The sequence below is a fragment of the Synechococcus sp. CS-603 genome (genome assembly GCF_977929215.1).
The window spans coordinates 19,633-35,203 of record NZ_OZ376778.1; the positions used below are offsets into that span (position 1 = coordinate 19,633).

At 67.7% G+C, this 15,571-nt stretch carries 15 protein-coding genes; 9 read left to right on the forward strand and 6 right to left on the reverse strand.

All coding sequences use genetic code 11. The features are described 5' to 3' along the window. Window positions 1-5 precede the first annotated feature (5 nt). A complete protein-coding gene (locus ACXMDM_RS00105) occupies window positions 6-143 on the forward strand; it encodes a hypothetical protein (RefSeq protein ID WP_162922839.1) in 138 nt (45 codons plus the stop codon). Beyond that, on the forward strand, window positions 143-784 hold the full coding sequence (locus tag ACXMDM_RS00110; RefSeq protein WP_071800080.1) for a TMEM165/GDT1 family protein: 642 nt from the start codon (window positions 143-145) through the stop codon (window positions 782-784). Before ACXMDM_RS00105 ends, ACXMDM_RS00110 begins: the two co-directional genes overlap by 1 nt. A gap of 9 nt (window positions 785-793) precedes the next feature. Here ACXMDM_RS00110 and ACXMDM_RS00115 read toward each other — a convergent pair whose 3' ends face one another. Continuing rightward, window positions 794-1,141: a DUF6464 family protein gene (locus ACXMDM_RS00115; RefSeq protein ID WP_071801932.1), complete on the reverse strand. Its 348-nt coding sequence runs from the start codon at window positions 1,139-1,141 to the stop codon at window positions 794-796. Between the two features lie 5 nt (window positions 1,142-1,146). Further along, on the reverse strand, window positions 1,147-1,920 hold the full coding sequence (locus ACXMDM_RS00120) for a DUF475 domain-containing protein (RefSeq protein WP_071800081.1): 774 nt from the start codon (window positions 1,918-1,920) through the stop codon (window positions 1,147-1,149). 63 nt (window positions 1,921-1,983) lie between these two features. On the opposite strand from ACXMDM_RS00120, the gene ACXMDM_RS00125 reads away from it, so the two are divergent. Continuing rightward, complete coding sequence (locus ACXMDM_RS00125) at window positions 1,984-2,700, forward strand: hypothetical protein (protein WP_071800082.1); 717 nt, start codon at window positions 1,984-1,986, stop codon at window positions 2,698-2,700. 22 nt (window positions 2,701-2,722) lie between these two features. Here the strand turns inward: ACXMDM_RS00125 and ACXMDM_RS00130 are convergent, their stop codons facing one another. Then, complete coding sequence (locus tag ACXMDM_RS00130; protein ID WP_145536615.1) at window positions 2,723-3,595, reverse strand: hypothetical protein; 873 nt, start codon at window positions 3,593-3,595, stop codon at window positions 2,723-2,725. A gap of 55 nt (window positions 3,596-3,650) precedes the next feature. Here ACXMDM_RS00130 and mfd point away from each other — a divergent pair, with 55 nt between their 5' ends. Together mfd and ACXMDM_RS00140 are read left to right on the forward strand one after the other, a co-directional pair. After that, on the forward strand, window positions 3,651-7,193 hold the full coding sequence (gene mfd / locus ACXMDM_RS00135) for a transcription-repair coupling factor (protein ID WP_071801933.1): 3,543 nt from the start codon (window positions 3,651-3,653) through the stop codon (window positions 7,191-7,193). 69 nt (window positions 7,194-7,262) lie between these two features. Continuing rightward, the gene (locus tag ACXMDM_RS00140) at window positions 7,263-7,442 is read left to right on the forward strand and encodes a hypothetical protein (protein WP_071800084.1); all 180 of its coding nucleotides are present in this window, start codon (window positions 7,263-7,265) and stop codon (window positions 7,440-7,442) included. Between the two features lie 60 nt (window positions 7,443-7,502). On the opposite strand, the gene ACXMDM_RS00145 is transcribed toward ACXMDM_RS00140, so the two are convergent. From ACXMDM_RS00145 to ACXMDM_RS00155, 3 genes are all read right to left on the reverse strand, one after another. After that, complete coding sequence (locus ACXMDM_RS00145) at window positions 7,503-8,837, reverse strand: S41 family peptidase (protein WP_071800085.1); 1,335 nt, start codon at window positions 8,835-8,837, stop codon at window positions 7,503-7,505. A 103-nt stretch (window positions 8,838-8,940) separates the two neighbouring features. After that, window positions 8,941-10,197, reverse strand: coding sequence for a (E)-4-hydroxy-3-methylbut-2-enyl-diphosphate synthase (ispG, locus tag ACXMDM_RS00150; protein ID WP_071800086.1), 1,257 nt, complete (start codon window positions 10,195-10,197; stop codon window positions 8,941-8,943). Between the two features lie 38 nt (window positions 10,198-10,235). Beyond that, the gene (locus ACXMDM_RS00155) at window positions 10,236-10,922 is read right to left on the reverse strand and encodes a uracil-DNA glycosylase (protein WP_399250110.1); all 687 of its coding nucleotides are present in this window, start codon (window positions 10,920-10,922) and stop codon (window positions 10,236-10,238) included. A 144-nt stretch (window positions 10,923-11,066) separates the two neighbouring features. Here ACXMDM_RS00155 and ACXMDM_RS00160 point away from each other — a divergent pair, with 144 nt between their 5' ends. From ACXMDM_RS00160 to ACXMDM_RS00175, 4 genes are read left to right on the forward strand one after another with little or no spacing between them, the layout of a single operon-like run. Next, complete coding sequence (locus ACXMDM_RS00160; RefSeq protein WP_071800087.1) at window positions 11,067-12,245, forward strand: pyridoxal phosphate-dependent aminotransferase; 1,179 nt, start codon at window positions 11,067-11,069, stop codon at window positions 12,243-12,245. Window positions 12,246-12,266: 21 nt separating this feature from the next. After that, window positions 12,267-13,202, forward strand: a complete 936-nt coding sequence (locus ACXMDM_RS00165) for a putative selenate ABC transporter substrate-binding protein (protein ID WP_071800088.1) — start codon at window positions 12,267-12,269, stop codon at window positions 13,200-13,202. 3 nt (window positions 13,203-13,205) lie between these two features. Beyond that, window positions 13,206-14,000 carry an ATP-binding cassette domain-containing protein gene (locus tag ACXMDM_RS00170; protein ID WP_071800089.1) on the forward strand — a complete coding sequence of 265 codons (795 nt, stop codon included), beginning with the start codon at window positions 13,206-13,208 and terminating at the stop codon, window positions 13,998-14,000. Continuing rightward, on the forward strand, window positions 13,997-15,571 hold the full coding sequence (locus ACXMDM_RS00175) for a PhnE/PtxC family ABC transporter permease (RefSeq protein ID WP_071800090.1): 1,575 nt from the start codon (window positions 13,997-13,999) through the stop codon (window positions 15,569-15,571). The genes ACXMDM_RS00170 and ACXMDM_RS00175 overlap by 4 nt, the downstream gene beginning before the upstream one ends.

Genomic DNA, 15,571 nt, shown 5'->3' on the forward strand with positions numbered 1-15,571 from the left:
CGCCGATGCCACGCCTCGATCTGATCATCCATGAGCGGGAACACCGGCGGATGTTGATCGTGCTGCTAAGGATCGAGCTGGTGCCGATCACAGCGGTGCAGGGGCTTGCGGCCAAGGCACACGGTTGTGGCGAACCGTTCTGATGGCTACGGATCCCGCCCTCGCCGCTTTCGGCTCCAGCTTCACCGCCATCACCCTGGCGGAGCTGGGCGACAAGACCTTCTTCGTGGCCATGCTGCTGGCGGCCCGCCACCGCGGGCGCTGGGTGTTCATCGGGGCCTTCAGCGCCCTGGCCGCCGTCACCTTGATTTCGCTGGCTCTGGGCTATGGCCTGCGCGAACTGCTGCCGCCGGCCCTGGTTCCCTGGCTGGCGGCGCTGTTGTTCGCGGGGTTCGGCCTCAAACTCCTGGTCGATGCCCAGACGATGGGAGAGGGGGCCGCTGAGCAGGAAGCCAAGGAGGCCGAGGAGCTGGTGAACAGGGCCGAAGACCGCCAGATCGGATTGGGCAGCTGGGCAGTGATCCGCGAGAGCTTCGTGCTGGTGTTCCTCGCCGAGCTGGGGGATCGCACCCAGTTCGCCACCATCGCCCTGGCCACCGCACCGGCCTTCAGCTTCGCCGGCCTGCTGGCCGGCACCCTGGCCGGCCATGGGCTGGTGACGGGGCTGGCGGTGGGCGCCGGCAAGTGGATCGGCCGGCGGATTCAGGAGCGGCTGCTCTTTCGCCTCAGCGGTGGCCTGTTTCTCTGCTTCGCCCTCATTGCCATCCGGCAGGCCCTGGCTTGATTTCTGGCTTCAGCCCGGGGCGTAGTGGGAGCAGCGCTCGCAGGGCCCTTCCGGCAGGACAGCGCAGCGCAGCAGGGGGGTGCGGGCATTGAAGCGGCAACTGGGATCGCCGATCACCCAGTGCTGATTCCACCAGCGAGAATCCTCCGGCTGGCGCTGCACCTTCACCTTCAGGGCCACCGAGGCCAGTTCATAGCGACCATTGCATAGCCGGTAACGGTGGTGGCGCTGCAGCACCAGGAAGCTGCGTGCCCCGACCTGAAACCACAGGCCCGGCTGGGGCAGCTCCCCGAGCTCACCAACCTCGAAGTGCTCCAACAGCTGGCCGCTGCCGGCCTGGAGCAGGTCAACGCGCAGGGGGCTCAGGGGGTCACCTCCGCCGCCACCTCTGGATTGCGCCTGGAGAAGCCCCAGAGGAACAGGGAAGCCACCAGCAGCATCAACACCCACTCCGGCATCTCGAACTGGGGCAGCGCCAGACGCAGTAGCAGCCGCAGTCCGACAAGGCCCACCGCCAGGTAGCCGGCCCGCTCCAGATGGGCATACACCTCCAGCCAGCGGATGAACAATTCAGCGGTGAGCCGCAGGGCAATCACGCCGATCAAGCCACCCAGCATCACCAGCCAGAGGCGATCGGTGACCGCCACGGCGGCAGCCACGCTGTCGAGTGAAAAGGCCAGGTCGGTGACAGCCAGGGTCAGCACCACACTCCCCAGGCCATTGGCCGGCCCTGGGGGCTCCGGGTTCGTCTGTGGCTCGCCGATCTGCGCGGCGCTGTCCTGCGGAGATCTGTCCTGCGGAGAGCTGGCCGGGCTCGAGCCCAGCAGGTTGGAGCCAGCCAGCCAGAGCAGGTAGGCCGCCGCCGCCAGCTGCAAGGGCCAGAGGTTGAGCACCCAGCGGGCTGCCACGATCAGACCCATGCGAAACACCAGGGCCAGCAACAGGCCCAGGTTGAGCGCCTGACGCTGGCTCAGGGGGTCAGGCAGTCGCCGGGAGATTGCCGCCAGGGCGATGGCATTGTCGGCAGAAAGGACGGCCTCAAGGGCGACCAACAAGGGCAGCAGCAGCAGCACTTCGCTCCACTGATCCGCATGTTGCAACAGGGGCGTCAGCGATTCGATCGACTCCGCTTCCATGAACGATCCAGTGGTGCGCGTAGCCAGCCACTCTAGAAAATCCACAACGCCTTCTCAGCCCCCATGCAGTTGCAGTCCCAGCTGGTCCATGCCGAGCCAGGCCCCCGGGTGGTGCTGGTGTCCGCCTGGCAGCAGGGCGCCTGCCTGGGCAGTGCCGTCGGCGAGGGAAGCAGCGCCGAGGCGGCCGAAGACCGGGCGATCGATCGCCTCCTGAGTCGGCTGAGCCCCGATGCGGAGGTCCCCATAGCCACCGAAGGAGCCACTGCCGCCACAGCCCGACCTCCGGCTCCCCGACAGGCCCCGTTGCTCAGCGTCAGCCCCGAGCCTGCCGTCAAAGAACCATCCAGCCCGTCGGCCCCTGAGGCCGAACCGCCCACTGATCCCGAGGATTGGAGCGACGAGTTGACGGAGGTGGAGCTGCAGCTGAAGCGGCTGGGCTGGGGCCGCGAGCAGGAGGCGACCTACCTGGCGCGGGCCTTCGGCCATCCCAGCCGCAGCCGTCTGATCCGCTATGCCGACCTGCTCGCCTATCGCAACGCCCTGCGCCAGCTGGCTGAGGGCAGCGATCCAGCCCTGGTGCCCCCACCCCTGCGGCGGCCGGAACTGCTCGGCCAGTGCGATCAGCTGCTCGGCCAGCTGCGGTGGGGAGCCAGCCAGGGCCGGGAGTTCCTGGAGAAGCACTTCGCCTTAGCCAGCCGCCAGCAACTCAGCGACGAACAGCTGCTGCAGTTCAACATGCTGCTGGAGGGGGTGTTGATCGGTGAACTCCCAGTTCTTTGAGTGCCGTTCAGCTGACTGCCGTTCAGCGCCTCTGCGGGCATTCGCTCTCCAGCAGGGAGAGGGCCAGATCGAGGCGCTGCTGGTTGGCGTAGGCCTCCCTCTCCAGGGAACGCTCCAGGGCCGAGGCTCTGGCGTAGAGCGGATCGTCGAGGTGGCGCTGTCCCTGCGGGTCGAGGTTGTTGGAGAGTCCCAACAGCCGCGGTGAGGCCGACGGCGATCCACGGCGGCAACTCTGGGCCACGTGGATCGCCTCGTGGTTGAGCACGCGGGCAAATTCCAGGCTGCCGCTCTTCACCACGGCGGGCTGGATCCGGATCGTGCGCCCCGCCGGATCCCACTCGGCCGTGGCTCCCTGCCGGATCGGCGGCCCCAGCAGCAGGCGCACACCGACACCCTCCAAGGCGGGCACCAGGGCGGCGATCGCCTGGAGTTCCCGCTCGAACGCGGGTGGATTGAGGATCCGCTGCTTGATCTGATCGATCGTCAGCAGGGGATCATCGGCGCGGCGCAGGTAGAGGTAGCGAAAGCCGCCGCCGGCAAGGGGTACGGCCCGGGGCCGCCAGTTCTGGTCAGCCAGCTTGAGTTGCTCCAGCAGGTCAGGCAACTGGGGGGAGCCGAGCACCACGTCGCCCGGCCTGGGGGGCGCCGGCGCCCTGGCGATCCAGCCTTCACTGAGCCGCAGCGGCAACGCCTGCAAGGCCTCAAGCGGGAGGCCCGGGGCCTGGGGCAGCAGCGACCAGGCCAGGCCAGCCCCGAAAACTCCGCCCACCACCAGGACGAAACCCCGAAGGCCAGGTTTCCGGGGGCTTGGCTTCTGAAGGTTGTGATAGCTGGAGCGGGAGCGGGCCAGGGAGGCGGGGCGACGGCTGCGCACCATGCTGCCTCGCTTCGGCACCAGCGGCGGCTGGCGCGGAACTGGCAGGATCAAATCCCTTCGCCGGCCCAGCCTGATGCCCCTCACCGCCCTGGTGCGCCAGCTCGAGCAGGTGCCCCTGACCGGGGAAGTGCTGGAGCGCAGCAAGCGGCCGGATCGCCTGCGGCTGAGCGGCGCCGGCCGGCCGGGCCGGGCCCTGATCAGCAGCGCCCTGGCCCGGCTGGCTGCGGCGCCGTTGCTGGTGGTGGTGCCGACCCTGGAGGAGGCGGGCCGCTGGAGCTCCCTGCTGGAGCTGATGGGCTGGCCGACCACCGCCCTTTATCCCACCAGCGAAGGCTCGCCCTACGAACCGTTTGACCCCACCAGCGAGATCACCTGGGGCCAGCTCCAGGTGCTCAGTGAGCTGGTGGATGGCGCCGGCGCCCGCGGCTGGTGCGGCGCGATCGTGGCGACCGAGCGGGCGCTGCAACCCCACCTGCCGCCACCGGCGGCCCTGGCGGCCCAGTGCCTCAGCCTGCGCAAGGGCCAGCTGGTCGACCTCGACGCCCTGGCTGACACCCTCAGCCGGCTGGGTTACGAGCGGGTGCCAACGATCGAGCAGGAAGGCAGCTGGAGCCGCCGCGGCGACATCGTTGATGTGTTTCCGGTGAGCGCCGAGCTGCCGGTGCGCCTGGAGTTCTTCGGCGACACGCTCGAGAAACTGCGCGAGTTCGACCTGGCCAGCCAGCGCTCGCTCGATCCGATCGAGACCGTGCGTCTCACCCCCACCGGGTATGGCCCCCTGGTGGCCGATGCCCTGCGGGCCTCGATGCCCGATGGGCTCGAAGGCCTGCTCAGCCCCGAAGCCCTCGACCAGTTGCTCGAAGGCGGCACCCCCGAGGGGATGCGGCGGCTGATGGGGCTGGCCTGGGCGCAACCGGCCTCGCTGCTGGATTACCTGCCCGCCCACACCCTGATCGCCATTGATGGGCGCAGCCACTGCCTGGCCCACGGCCAGCAATGGTTCGACCACGCCGAAGACCATCACGCTGAGGTGCCGGTGCCGCGGCTGCATCGTCCGGCCGCCGAGGCCCTGGCCGAAGCCGGGGCCTTCGCCGGTTTCGATCTCGCCGAACTGCACGAGAGCGACCGCCATCCCAACAGCTTTGATCTGGCCGGCCGGGCCGTGCCCGCCCACCCCAACCAGTTCGGCCGGCTGGCGGCGCTGGTGAAGGGCTACCAGCAGGAGAAGGCCCGGGTCTGGCTGGTGTCAGCCCAGCCCAGCCGCGCCGTGGCCCTGCTCGAAGAGCACGACTGCATCACCCGCTTCGTGCCCAACTCCAACGACATCCCGGCGATCGAGCGCCTGATCGACCAGAACACGCCGGTGGCCCTGAAGATCAGGGGCAGCGCCGAGCTTGATGGGCTGCAGCTGCCGGCCTGGAAGCTGGTGCTGCTCACCGACCGCGAATTTTTCGGCCAGCAGAGCCTGGGGACCTCGGGCTACGTGCGGCGGCGGCGCAAGGCGGCCAGCCGCACCGTCGATCCCGGCAAGATGCAGCCCGGCGATTTCGTGGTGCACCGCAACCACGGCATCGGCCGCTTCTTGAAGCTCGAAAATCTGGCGATCAGCGGCGAATCCCGCGACTACCTGGTGGTGCAATACGCCGACGGCACCCTGCGGGTGGCGGCCGACCAGCTCGGCAGCCTCGGCCGCTACCGGGCCAGCAGCGACGCCCCACCCGATCTCAACCGCATGGGCGGGGTGGCCTGGAGCCGGGCCAAGGAACGGGCCCTCAAGACCGTGCGCAAGGTGGCGCTCGATCTCGTCAAGCTCTATGCCGAACGCCACCAGGCCCCCGGGTTCGCCTTCCCCGCCGATGGCCCCTGGCAGCTGGAGCTGGAGGATTCCTTCCCCTACGAGCCCACCCCAGACCAGTCCAAGGCGATCAGCGAGGTGAAGCGCGACATGGAGAAGCCCCAGCCGATGGACCGGCTGGTCTGCGGCGATGTGGGCTTCGGCAAAACCGAAGTGGCGATCCGGGCCCTGTTCAAGGCGGTGACAGCCGGCAAGCAGGCCGCCCTGCTCGCTCCCACCACGGTGCTGGCCCAGCAGCACTGGCGCACCTTGAGCGAACGCTTCGCCCCGTACCCAATCAAGGTGGCCCTGCTGAACCGCTTCCGCACCAGCAGCGAACGCAAGACGATCCTCGAAGGGCTCAAGGCCGGCACGGTTGATGTGGTGGTGGGCACCCACCAGCTGCTGGGCAAGGGCACCAGCTTCGAGCAACTCGGCCTGCTGGTGGTGGATGAAGAACAGCGTTTCGGTGTGCAGCAGAAAGAAAAAATCAAGGCGCTGCGCAAAGACGTGGACGTGCTCACGCTCTCGGCCACACCGATCCCGCGCACGCTCTACATGAGCCTCTCCGGGGTGCGCGAAATGAGCCTGATCACCACGCCACCGCCGCTGCGGCGGCCGATCAAGACCCACCTCGCTGCCCGTGACGACGAGGCGGTACGCAGCGCCATCCGCCAGGAACTCGACCGCGGCGGCCAGGTGTTCTACGTGGTACCGCGGGTGGAGGGGATCGAGGAGGTGGCTGAAGCGCTGCGCCTGATGCTGCCGGGCCTGAAGCTGCTGGTGGCCCACGGCCAGATGGCGGAAGGGGAGCTGGAGAGCGCCATGGTGGCCTTCAACGCCGGTGAAGCCGATGTGATGCTCTGCACCACGATCATCGAGAGCGGCCTGGATATTCCCCGGGTGAACACGATCCTGGTGGAAGATGCCCACAAGTTTGGCCTGGCGCAGTTGTATCAACTGCGTGGGCGGGTGGGCCGCAGCGGCGTGCAAGCCCACGCCTGGCTCTTCTATCCCGGCGATGCGGCCTTGAGTGAGGCCGCCCGGCAGCGGCTGCGGGCCATCCAGGAATTCGCCCAACTGGGCAGTGGCTACCAGCTGGCGATGCGCGACATGGAAATCCGCGGCGTCGGCAATCTGCTTGGGGTGGAGCAGAGCGGCCAGATGGAAACCATCGGCTTCGATCTCTACATGGAGATGCTGCAGGAATCCCTCGCCGAAATCCAGGGCCAGGACATCCCGGCCGTGGAAGACACCCAGATCGACCTACCGATCACCGCCTTCATCCCGGCCGAGTGGATCACCGAAGCCGACGAGAAGATGGCGGCCTATCGCGCCGCCGCCGCCTGCGGCGGCAAGGGCGAACTGCTGGAGCTCGCCGCCGACTGGATCGACCGCTACGGCGCCCTGCCGGCGCCGGTGAACAGCCTGCTGCAGCTGATGGAGCTGAAACTGATCGCCAAGCGCTGCGGCTTTTCGCGCATCAAACCCGAAAAACCCAATCTGGTGCTCGAAACCCCGATGGAAGAACCCGCCTTCCGCCTGCTGCGCCAGGGTTTGCCTCAACACCTGCATGGCCGGCTGGTGTACCAAGGCGGCGCCGGCAGCACGGCCAAAGTGCTGGCCCGCGGCCTCAGTGTGCTGCCCGCCGACAAGCAGCTCGAAACCCTGATGGAGTGGCTCACCGCCATGGCCAGCCAGATCCCCCAGGCTGACGGACTCACCCCGGCCCAACAACAGGACCAATCAGCGGCGCAGAACGCGGCAGTGTTGGTGGTGTGAGCGAGTCTCAGGCCCAAATCCGCACTTCCGCAAAAGTTCGTTACAATTGCCTCACTTCGGGCAAGGGCTTTGGGCGAACTGATCGATATCGGTAGTGATGCAGCAGCTCTTGATGCCAGTTTCAGCTTGGTGTGCTTTGTGGTCAGTGGCCTGGCCCTAAGCCTGTTTGCCCTGTTTCAAACCGAGCAGAAAAACAACGACGACGACGATTCCAGCCCCGGCGGCGGCTTGATGCAGCCCATCAGCTGACTCAGGCAACCTGGAATGCCGGGCGAGATCGCCAGGCAACAGGCGTAAAAGCCCTGAGCTTCAGGGCTTTTCGAGTGCGGCAGGAAGGTTGGCGCTGGTGGGGTTATAGGGCTTAGCTGGAGCTTGGCCGAGGGTTCTGAGCTGTTTGACCAAGAGGGTTTCTGCCGCCCTGTACTGACTGTCTTTGCGGGTGCCGATGTCTTCGAGTTGGAGATCTTGAATCTCTCTCTCGCTCATCTTCACCGACACATCCGGCGAAATCCCGTGCTTGTGGATGTCGCGCCCGCTCGGGGTGAGGTATTTGGCGATCGTCACCGTCATGCCGGAGCCGTCCGAGAGCCCCCGCACCGACTGAACCAGGCCCTTGCCGAAGGTTTTCTGGCCAACCAGCTCGCCGCGCTTGTTGTCCTGCAGGGCACCGGAGAGAATTTCGCTGGCACTGGCTGAACCCTCGTTGACCAGAACCACCACGGGCGACTTTGTCAGCGCCCGACCGTTGGCCCGCTTGACATCCTGAATACCATCACGGGTGCGGGTGGAGACGATGATGCCCTCATCGAGCCACTGGCGAGCGATCTCGACACTGGCGGCCAGCAGACCACCGGGATTGCTGCGCAGGTCGAGAACGTAGCCCTGCACCCCCTGACTCTCCAGGTCTAAGAGCGCGGCGCGCATGTCCTTAGAGGCATTGGCGTTGAACTGCTTGAGGCGGATGTAGCCCACCTTCATCCCATCGGGACTGGTGTTGATCTGATGTTCAACCGCGTGGAGCTCGATCCGCGCGCGGGTGAGGGGCACATCAAGCAGCTGATTGTTGCGGCGCATCTGCAGCGTGACCGTGCTGCCGGCCTGGCCACGGATCAGCTTGACCGCATCCTCAGTTGTCATGCCCTTGGTGGACTTGCCGTCGATCTGGACGATCACGTCCTTCGGCTGGACCCCTGCCCGGGAAGCGGGCGAACCAGCGATCGGCGAGACCACCATCAGCTCCTTGGTCTCCTTGTCGAGACTCAGCTGAATCCCCACCCCGGAGAGCTCTCCGGAGGTGTCGATCTGCATCTCCTTGAACTCCCGCGGGTCCATGAAGCGGGTGTACGGGTCGTTGAGGGTGCCGAGCATCCCCCGGATCGCCTCATAACCATCCTTGTCGTTGCCGTAGCTCTTGGCGAGCAGATCACGGCGCAGCTGGCGCCAATCGTCCTGCGTGAACTTGCCGGTGGTGTCGAGGTAGTCGCGGAAGACGATCTGCCAGGCCTGGTCGATCACCTCCTTCGGGCTGTCGGTGATCAAGGAGGCGGAACTCGGGGCCATGAACCACTCACCGCCAACCACCGCCGCTGCGGTGCAGACGCCGACCCCGGCCAACACAAAAATGCTGGTGCGACCACTGGCCATGCCTTGGACTCCCTGCGCCGTTGACTGTGCCTATAAACTAGCCCGCCTGATCCAGCGACGCCCTTGCAAAAGGACGGTTACAGACACGTCTGGATGTGACCCATCAGGGGTCGACCCAGCGGCCGTCCTCCTTGATCAGGGCGATCAGGGCCTCCACACCCTCGGCTTCTGGCACCCGGCGGATCTCGTCGCGGCCGCGGTAGAGGGAGATGGTGCCGGGGGTCTTGCCCACATAGCCGTAGTCAGCGTCGGCCATCTCGCCAGGGCCGTTAACGATGCAACCCATCACGGCGATATCAAGGCCGGTGAGGTGGGAGGTGGCGTTACGCACCACGTGCAGCACCTCCTCGAGGTTGAACAGGGTGCGGCCGCAGCTGGGGCAGGCCACATACTCCACCATCGTTTTCCTCAGGCCCAGGGCCTGCAGGATCGAGTAGCAAACCGGGATTTCCTTCTCCGGTGCCTCAGTGAGCGACACCCGGATCGTGTCGCCCAGGCCCTCGGCCAGCAGGGTGGCGATGCCGGCGGTGCTCTTGATGCGGCCGTAGTCGCCGTCACCTGCTTCGGTGACGCCCAGGTGCAGGGGGTAGTGGAAGCCCTCTGCATCCATGCGGTCAGCCATCATCCGGTAGGCGGCCAGCATCACCGGCGCCCGCGAGGCCTTCATCGACACGACGATGTTGTGGAAATCGAGGCGATCGCAGATGTGGATGAACTCCATGGCGCTCTCCACCATGCCCAGCGGCGTGTCGCCGTAAGTGAACAGCATCCGCTCGGCCAACGAGCCGTGGTTGACGCCGATGCGCAGGCCCTTGTCCTGCTCCTTGAGCAGGCTCACCAGCGGTTCGAGCGTGCTCTGAATGCGCGCCCCGATCGCGGCCACTTCCTCAGGGGTGAACTCGGTGCGCTTGGGATCGGGCTTGTCGAATACATACAGACCTGGATTGATGCGCACCTTGTCGACGTGCTGGGCCACTTCCAGGGCGATCTTCATGCCGTTGTGGTGCACATCGGCCACCAGCGGCACCGACCCGTAGCTGTCGTTCAGCCGTTTACGGATCTCACCCACCGCCTTGGCGTGGGCCAGGCTCGGCACCGTCAGCCGCACGACCTCGCAGCCAGCCTCATGCAGCCGGCGGATGCCGGCGGTGGCGCCCTCAATATCGAGGGTGTCCTCATTGATCATCGACTGAACCACCACCGGGTGCTCGCTGCCCACCCAGATGTCACCCACCCGCACGCTGCGGGTCTTGCGGCGGCGGATGACCGTGTCGTAGCGAGGGTTATCGGCCCAGCCGCTGGGGCCTGCCGCCTGGGCTGCCGGGGCTGACGCCGTTGTGGGGGCGAGGGTGCCGGTCATCACTGCAGGGGCCGGAAGTGGTTCAACACTGCCACAGATCAGGGGGCCACTGGCGTGTGGGTCGCTGGCGCAGCGGCAAGCCGGTCGAGCCGGCGCCGCACCTCCTGGAGGTCCTGCCAGGTGTGCCACTTCGGCGATCCCTGCTGCCGTGACGGATTGCGCAGCAGATAGGAGGGATGAAAGATCGGCAGGCACGGGCGGCCCTGCCAGGTCTGCCACTGGCCGCGCAGCTTGGTGATCCCCCCGCGGATCCCCAGCACCCCTTCCACCGCCGTGGCGCCGGCCAGCAGGATCAGCTCGGGCTTCACCAGCTCCACCTGCTCAAGCAGCCAGGGCAGGCAGGCCGCCATCTCGGCCGGCGTCGGCTTGCGGTTCTCCGGTGGCCTGCACTTCACGACGTTGCAGATGTAGGCATCACGATTGGTGTCAATCGACACGCTCGCCAGCATCTGATCGAGCAGCTGGCCGGAGCGGCCCACGAAGGGCCTGCCGCTGACATCTTCCTGGGCGCCGGGGCCCTCGCCGATCACCATCAGCCGGGCACCGGGGTTGCCGCGGCTGACCACCACCTGCTGACGCGAATCGCCTAGGCCGCAACGACGGCAGGCCTCGCAGGCGCCATGGAGCTGGCGGAGGGCCTGATCCAGGGCGCCTGAATCGCGGCTCAATGGAGACGGTTCGCCCGGCGAAAGGGAGCCCGAAATCGGTTCAGGATCGCTGCTCAAAACCAACGGCACCTCCGGGGTCGACCCTAGGCAGTGATCTGAAGAAAGCGATCCCTGCGTCAGGCAGGATGATTTCTCCATTCCCTGCTCTCCGCTGATGGAGTGCCGCCGCCCATGTTGCGGTCGAACGCTGCGCCCACACTGATGCCCCGCCCGTTGAACCTCTCGGCCCGGGCCATCGCGCTGCAACCCTCGCTCACCCTGGCCATCGCCGCCCGTGCCCGCCAGCTGCGGGCCGACGGTTTCGACATCTGCAGTCTGAGCGCCGGAGAACCGGACTTCGACACGCCCGCCTTCATCCGTGAAGCGGCCAGCGAGGCCCTTGGCCGCGGGGCCACCCGCTATGGCCCGGCCGCCGGTGAACCGGCCCTGCGTCAGGCGATCGCTAACAAGCTCAGCGTGGAGAACGGCATCCCCACAACGCCGGAGCAGGTGCTGGTCACCAATGGGGGCAAGCAGGCCCTCTACAACCTCTTCCAGGTGCTGCTGGGACCCGGTGATGAGCTGCTGCTGCCAGCCCCCTATTGGCTGAGCTACCCGGAAATGGCCCAGCTGGCCGGTGCCACGGTGCGGCGGCTGCCCACCGAAGCCCGTGATGGTTTCCGGCTCCTGCCCAGCAAGCTGGAGGCGGCGATCACCCCAGCCAGCAGGCTGCTCGTGCTCAACAGCCCCTCCAATCCCACCGGCATGGTGATGGATCGGGCCGAACTGGAGGGCATCGCCGCGGTGCTGCGGCGCCATCCCCAGGTGGCGGTGGTCTGCGATGAGATCTACGAATTCCTGCTGGCCCCCGGCCAGATCCATCACAGCTTCGCGGCGGTGGCACCCGACCTCCAACACCGCGTGTTTGTGGTGAATGGCTTTGCCAAGGGCTGGGCGATGACCGGCTGGCGGCTGGGCTATCTCGCCGGTGCTGCTGAGGTGGTGGCCGCGGCCAGTGCCCTGCAGAGCCAGAGCACCAGCAACGTCTGCACCTTTGCCCAGTACGGCGCCCTGGCCGCCCTGGAGGGTCCACGCACCTGTGTCACCGAAATGGCCGACCAGTTCAGCGAGCGACGCCGCCTGCTGGCTGACGGCCTGGCGCGGCTGCCGGGGGTTGAGCTGCAACCGCCCCAGGGAGCCTTCTACGCCTTCCCCGATATCAGCAGTTACGGCCTCGACTCGATGACCTTCTGCAATCGTGTGCTCGAGCAGGAAGGCCTGGCCGTGGTGCCTGGTGTGGCCTTCGGCGACGACCACTGCATCCGGCTCTCCTGCGCCGCCTCCCCCGCCACGATCCTGGATGGCCTGGCGCGCCTCGAACGATTTCTGACCAGCCTCTGAGCCCCCTCACCCCTCCCTCCGATGCGCTCTCCTTTCCGCCTTCCCGCGCTGCGGCGCCGAAAACGTTCGCGCGTGGTGCTGACCGGCCTGGCCCTGCTGCTGCTGTTGCCAGCCCTGCTGCCGCGCGCTGAGGCCCAGCAGAGGCTGTTGCGGATCAGTGCCATCCCCGATCAGAAACCGGAAACCCTCAACCGTCTCTACCCGCTGCTGGCCAACGAGCTCAGCCGCAGCCTGGGCGTGCCGGTGAGGTACGTGGCGGTGACCGATTACACCGCCGCCGTGAGCGCTTTCCGCCGCGGTGACCTTGACCTGGTCTGGTTCGGCGCCCTCACCGGGGTTCAGGCCCGGTTGCAGAAACCCGGCGCCAAGGTGATCGCCCAGCGTGACATTGACGCTTCGTTTCAAAGCCTGTTCATTGCCAACACCGCCAGCGGAATCAAGCCCCTGCGCAACCAGAAGGGGCTCACCGCCCTCATGGGAAAGCGCTTCACCTTTGGCTCGGAGAGCTCCACCTCAGGGCGCCTGATGCCCCAGTACTACCTGGGTCAGGCGGGGGTGAAGCTCAGGCACTTCGCCGGTGGTGCGCCGGGCTTCAGTGGCAGCCATGACGCCACGATCGCCCTGGTGCAGAGCGGCGCCTACCAGGCCGGCGTGGTGAACGAAGAGGTGTGGCAGAGCAGCCTCAGTTCCGGCAGGACCGACCCGAAGAAAGTAGCCGTGATCTGGCGCACCCCTGGCTACCCCAACTACCACTGGCTCGCCCAGCCGAATCTCGACCAGCGCTTTGGCCGGGGCTTCACCACCCGGCTCCAGTCCACGTTCATGAATCTCAATGCCAGCAACCCCCGGCAGGCCCAGATCCTCGACCTCTTCGGTGCCAAACGCTTCATCCCAGCATCGCAACGGCAATACGACCCCATCGAGAAGGTGGGTCGCGAGATCGGCAAGATCCGCTGAGCGATGGCCACCTCCAAAGAGCCCTCTCCACTGCTGGAGCTGCGTGGCGTCACGGTGCCGGGCCGCGGGGCCAACCGCCTGGAGGAGGTGTCCCTGCAGCTGCGGGCCGGGGAGCGCGTAGCCCTGCTCGGATCCAGCGGGGCGGGCAAGAGCACCCTGCTGGCGGTGGCCAATGGCCTGTTGCCTCCCCCAGCTGGAGCCGTGCTCTGGCAGGGGGCAGCGCCGGCCCGCTCCAGGCGGCTGCGGCAACGGCAGCGGGCCCGCATCGGCACCCTCTGGCAAGACCTGCGCCTGATCGAGGAGCTCACGGTGCAGCAGAACCTCAATGCGGCACGGCTGGCCGACTGGGGCTGGCCGAAGGCCTTGGCCAACCTGCTGCAGCCGCTTGAAACCGAAGCCAACGGGGCGGCCCTGCGGGAGGTGGACCTCGATCCAGCCCTGCTGCCCCAACCGGTCACCGCCCTCTCCGGTGGCCAGCGGCAGCGGCTGGCGATCGCCCGCCTGCTGCGCCAGGAGCCGGCGCTGCTGCTGGCCGATGAACCCCTGGCCCAGCTCGATCCCCGCCTGGCGGTGGAGCTGCTGGCCCTGCTGCTGCGCCAGGTCACCGGGTCACGAGCCCTGTTGCTCAGCCTGCACCGCCCTGATCTCGCCGGTGATTTCGACCGGGTGCTGGCCCTGAGGGCCGGAAAGCTGGTGCTCGACACGACCCCTGCGGAACTGAACCCCGACCTGCTGCGCTGGCTCTACGACCCCGATCCCGACCTGGACCCCGCCGCCACGCGGATCGGTCCACCATGACGACCACGGCCTGGAGCTGGCGTCCCGCCGCCCCGCTGTTGCCCCTGCTGCCGGCCCTCGCCCTTCTGCCGCTGTTGCTGGTGCTGCCCGGCCTGATCCATGGCGGCGGCTGGGAGCTGGTGGCCCAGTTCGCGGCGGCAGCGATCACCCCGTCGCTCGACCCGCTACTGCTGCGCACCGCCCTCGCCGGCCTTGGCATCACCGTGGGCATCGCCCTGCTCGGTTGGGCGCTCAGCCTGGCCCTGGGGCTGGTGGGTGGGGTGCTCAGCTCACGCATCGTCTGGCGAACCTGGCTGGGCGTGGCCTGGCCCGCCAGCGCCATCCGGCGGTTTCTGGCGGTGCCGCGCTCGATCCACGAATTGCTCTGGGGGCTGCTGTTGTTGCAGCTGCTGGGGTTGAAACCGGCCGTGGCGGTGCTGGCCATCGCCATCCCCTATGCCGCCCTGGTGGCCCGGGTGGTGAGCGACCTGCTCGATGCCTTGCCCACCGCCCCCCTCCAGGCCCTGCGCAGCGGCGGCGCCCCGGCCGGCGCCGCCCTGCTCACCGCCCTGGGACCGGCCTTGCTGCCCGGGGCCTTCAGCTACGGCGGCTATCGCCTGGAATGCGCCCTGCGCAGTGCCACCCTGCTCGGGGTGTTCGGGCTCGGTGGGCTGGGCACGGAATTGCGCCTGAGCCTGCAGTCGTTGCAATTTCACGAGCTCTGGACCGGCCTCTGGCTGCTGCTGGCGGTGATGCTGTCGCTCGAAGCCCTGCTGCGGGCCCTGCGCCACCGCTGGGGCATGCCGAGCCGGTTCAAGCTGACGACAGCTGGCGTGGGCCGCAGCGGCCGGGAACTGCTACTGGCCCTGCTCGGCCTGCTGCCCGTGCTGGTGCTGGTGGCGATGGCCCTGGAGATCAGCCCGGCCCAGCTGCTGGCCTGGCAGCCGCTGCCGCCACTGCAGGCCAACTGGCCGGCGGTGCTGGCCCTGCCCTGGGCCGCCCTGGTGGCCACCACCCTGGGCCTGACGCTGCTGGCCGCCTGCCTGGCGGTGGGCGTGGCCCCGCTGCTGTTGCTGCTGGTGGCACCCTGGCCCTGGGGTCGCCTGCTGTTGCGGGCCGTCTGGGCCATGGGCCGGCTGTGGCCGCCACCGCTCACCGCCCTGCTGCTGCTGTTCGTGCTCAAGCCCGGGGTCATCACCGCGGCGTTGGCCCTGGCTTTTCACAACCTCGGGGTGCTGGGCCGGCTGCTGCTGGAGGCCTGCGAAGACACCGCTGATCAACCCGGATCGGGCGGAGCCGAAGTGGCCCTGAGCTGCTCGGGCTGTGGTCCGCGGCTGGCCCTGCTCTACGGCCGCTTCAGTGGCCTGGCCCGCTCCTACCTGGCCTACGGCGCCTACCGGGCCGATGTGATCCTGCGGGAAACCGTGGTGGTCGGGCTGGTGGGGGCCGCCGGGCTGGGCAGCCTGCTGCTGGAGGCCCTCAGTTCGTTTGCCGTCGATGAGCTGATTGCCCTGATCGCGGTGTATGCCCTGCTGACCCTGCTGGGAGAAGATCTCAGCGACCGGGTCCGACAGCGACTGCTCTCGGGCTGA

Bases quoted from the DNA above. Each gene is read 5' to 3' on its own strand.
- ACXMDM_RS00125 (WP_071800082.1), top strand. From the start codon at position 1,984: ATGCAGTTGCAGTCCCAGCTGGTCCATGCCGAGCCAGGCCCCCGGGTG.
- ispG (WP_071800086.1), bottom strand. From the start codon at position 10,197: ATGACCGGCACCCTCGCCCCCACAACGGCGTCAGCCCCGGCAGCCCAG.
- ACXMDM_RS00105 (WP_162922839.1), top strand. From the start codon at position 6: ATGCCACGCCTCGATCTGATCATCCATGAGCGGGAACACCGGCGGATG.
- ACXMDM_RS00110 (WP_071800080.1), top strand. From the start codon at position 143: ATGGCTACGGATCCCGCCCTCGCCGCTTTCGGCTCCAGCTTCACCGCC.
- ACXMDM_RS00145 (WP_071800085.1), bottom strand. From the start codon at position 8,837: ATGGCCAGTGGTCGCACCAGCATTTTTGTGTTGGCCGGGGTCGGCGTC.
- ACXMDM_RS00175 (WP_071800090.1), top strand. From the start codon at position 13,997: ATGACGACCACGGCCTGGAGCTGGCGTCCCGCCGCCCCGCTGTTGCCC.
- ACXMDM_RS00170 (WP_071800089.1), top strand. From the start codon at position 13,206: ATGGCCACCTCCAAAGAGCCCTCTCCACTGCTGGAGCTGCGTGGCGTC.
- ACXMDM_RS00160 (WP_071800087.1), top strand. From the start codon at position 11,067: ATGCCCCGCCCGTTGAACCTCTCGGCCCGGGCCATCGCGCTGCAACCC.
- ACXMDM_RS00165 (WP_071800088.1), top strand. From the start codon at position 12,267: ATGCGCTCTCCTTTCCGCCTTCCCGCGCTGCGGCGCCGAAAACGTTCG.
- ACXMDM_RS00120 (WP_071800081.1), bottom strand. From the start codon at position 1,920: ATGGAAGCGGAGTCGATCGAATCGCTGACGCCCCTGTTGCAACATGCG.
- mfd (WP_071801933.1), top strand. From the start codon at position 3,651: ATGCCCCTCACCGCCCTGGTGCGCCAGCTCGAGCAGGTGCCCCTGACC.